Annotated in this window: 3 protein-coding genes; all 3 read right to left on the bottom strand. The window is 33.2% G+C overall.

What is annotated here, in order from left to right:
- The coding region (locus KI356_RS27065; RefSeq protein ID WP_212936989.1) for an ABC transporter permease subunit at positions 1–715 on the bottom strand (715 nt) is incomplete at its 3' end.
- 222 nt (positions 716–937) lie between these two features.
- Complete coding sequence (locus tag KI356_RS27060; RefSeq protein ID WP_212936988.1) at positions 938–2821, bottom strand: ABC transporter permease; 1884 nt, start codon at positions 2819–2821, stop codon at positions 938–940.
- A gap of 12 nt (positions 2822–2833) precedes the next feature.
- Positions 2834–3354, bottom strand: a 521-nt coding sequence (locus tag KI356_RS27055; protein ID WP_212936987.1) for an ABC transporter ATP-binding protein, incomplete at its 5' end; no start/stop codon positions are given.

Here is a 3354-nt window from a genome sequence, read left to right as displayed (position 1 = left end):
TCCATTCAATAATATATAAATTGGATAGCATAAATAAAATATTTGTTTTTGCATAATAGACTGTTGTTAACAAGACATTCCTTGAAATATGGTGCGTCAAAATATGCCTTAAACTTAGTCCTTTGCTCTTTGCAAATATACTATAATCTTTCTCTAATTCTTCCCTAAAACGTAATAATAGTAGCTTAATAAATAATAATGTTGTAGGTATAGTAAGGCATATTATTGGTAACAAACGTACTTTTTCTTCTCCTAATCCAGCAAGTTTGATAGGCATAAAACCTGTTTTTTGAAAAATAATTATGACAAGAAGTTGCGATAATAAAATAAGTAAAATATCTGGTATGCTCTCAAGCGCAAGAAAAATCCCGTTCCATATTCTTTGTTTCATAGGAGAACGCTGTAGCACAAAAACAACAAGTACATATGCTATACATAAGGAAAGTAAAAAAGCTGAAAGAAATACTATCATCGTTTCAATATAATGGATCCAAATTTGCGGAAATAATTTTCTCGGTGCCTGAAACCCATATGTAATTTCAGTTGGATGAAGTAATTGCTCTCCTACATATATGATTGCATTCCAAAAACCGATTAAATCAATTTGCAGCCCCTTAAATAACTTAGGGAGCGCGCCTAGACAAATTATGCATAGGGTTGCAACAAATAATTGTAAACATGTAACGCCACACCACTTACCAATTCGAATAAACATAACAATTACCCCTTTTATTTAAATGAATATTCAGAAATAAAAACCATGTATTGCGCCTATACCTTGTAATGAAATCACTCCTCCCTCGACAAAATGTAGCGATTTCCGTCATTTCTCGGAAGCTTTATTATATTTTTCGACTATTATCCAACATTTCCCTTCTTAATTCATTACATACTAGAAAAGAGCCCTTGTTTTCAAAACAAGGACTCTTTTCTTAAACTATTTCGCTACCTCTTCTTTCGGCATTACCATACCTTTATAAAGTTGAACCGTTATCCAGTAATAAATAAAGTAAATGACTAAGAAGATCCCTATCGGCACCCATACTTTCACAAATGGGTCAACTAATATAAAGCTGAATAAGTTAAGCCCTACTAAAACGTGGGAAATTCCAATAATTGCTGGGAAGATAAATAAATATGAAATTTCTTTATATATACTTTTTGTTAACATACTACGTCTCACACCGATTTTCCGTAGCATTTCATAACGACGTACATCACGAGAGGCTCCTGTTAATATTTTAAACATAAGAGAACTCGCCATCATTGCTAAAAAGGCAATTCCGAGGAAGAATCCCATAAACATTGTTCCGCTCATGAAACTATTCATGAACTGATAAATTGTCATTTTCGTAAATAAGTCCACTTTTGCACCTATTGTTTTTTCAATTTGTTCTTTTTGTCTCTTGTCTATTTCGATCAACAGTGGTTTATATTTTTTCATATCATCTACTTTTGCTAGTGTTACAGTGTGTTCTGTTCCTTGAATTCCTTTATAATGCTCTTCATCAGCAATTCTTACAGGTTTTCCGTTAAATTGATTATGTGTAATTTGTATTTCTCTTACAACTGCATCTTCCCAATCTTTTGGCATGCGAGGAAGCTTATTCGCTGCTTCGGGAGCTTCCAAAGCAGAATATACAGGTTCAGTTAAAGGTTCAGCCACACGTTTACGAGCAGGCTCTTTTAAAGTTTTTGTATCAAAATGATCTGAAATAAGTGGTGGTTTTTCAGTTAAGTCGTTACGTAAGTAATAAACTGCTTCTTCATCTACTTTATACTTATACTTACTTTCTTCAACAATTTCCATTTCTTTTAATGCTGCTTTATCTTGTTCATTTGGATCATGAATTACGACATCATACACACGTGAGAAGTCTGTCATAATACCTACGTTCTTTTGAAACGCCATACCTGCTGTCATCGCACCTGCACCCAATGCAATTAACATCGCTACAGTACCTAGTACTCTCGATAAACTAGTTACTCGAAAACGTAACTGTGCATAAGTAAAACTATTTAAGCCCGTTTCATTTCGTTTTTTATTCCCCTTAATTTTCATTACAAAAAGTGGAAGTAATGAGTTGAAAATGAAATACGTTCCTAATGTCGTAACGATTGTCGCTATTATAAATCCTAGTTCAGCAAACATTTTTATATTTACCATAAAATAGTATCCTGTACTTACTAGTAACACACCTAGTGCTGTCATAATAACTGTGCGAGTTTTGCTTTTCTTAACTTCATCTTGCGTTTCGTCTTCACGTATTAACTCTAATTCTGTTTTACGTAATAATCGGAAACTATTCATTAAACCAGTAATGAAAAATAATATTAAGAAGAAAATAGATGTAACTAATATAGCTGGTGTGTACACAGATGCGTAATTACCTTTTGCTGAAATTTCCATTCCATTCATTAAAAAATTCCCTGCTACACTAGCAAGTACTATTCCTACTAAAATACCGATAATAATACTGACAATACCCATACCAAAAGTCTCAATAAATAATAATTGCGCTACTTTTTTCTTTTTCGCTCCAAGCATCATGTACATACCGAGTTCTTTTCTTCTTAATGTAAGTAAAAAAGAATTGGCATATATAATATAAAATACAGTTATGAAAGAAAGTAATATTGCACCTACCCAGAATACGAGTCTAATACTACTAATAAGACTATTATCCTTCGTAAATTCACTATTCATCGCCATCGTTTGGAACATGTAAAAGATACTAATACTAATAACGAGACCAATAAGTAAAACCATATAATCCTTTAACATCTTTTTCATACTATGACGTGATAATTTGAATAACATAGTCTCGCCCCCCTACTTAGACTCAGCAGCTGAGCCCATATGAGCGAGCACACCTAAAATGTCTTGATAGAAATTTTCTCGTGTTCCTTGACGCTTTAATTCTTTATAAAGAAGACCGTCTTGGATAAATAATATTCGCTCACAGTAACTCGCACTAAATGCATCGTGTGTCACCATCAAAATACTTACATTGTGATTTTCATGTAAATCTTGCATCGCTTCTAATAAGCTTTTTGCATTTTTACTATCAAGTGCCCCAGTCGGTTCATCTGCTAATACGATTGCTGGATTATGTACTAAAGCCCGTGCTGCGGCTGTTCTTTGCTTTTGTCCACCAGAAACGGATGACGGATATTTAGCTAAAATTTCAGTAATCCCTAATTTCTTTGCTACCTCATTTACCTTTCCAGTAATCTCACTTGATGGTACGCCTTGCAGAGAAAGTGGTAAAGCGATATTTTCATAAATTGATAAGTTTTCTAGTAAATTAAAATCTTGAAAAATAAAACCTAATTTTTGAGACCGAAAATCTG

It is taken from the genome of Bacillus hominis (assembly GCF_018332515.1).
GTDB classification, from domain to species: domain Bacteria; phylum Bacillota; class Bacilli; order Bacillales; family Bacillaceae_G; genus Bacillus_A; species Bacillus_A hominis.
The sequence above is the reverse complement of the archived record's forward strand: the minus strand, read 5'-3'. Positions and strand labels throughout refer to the sequence as shown.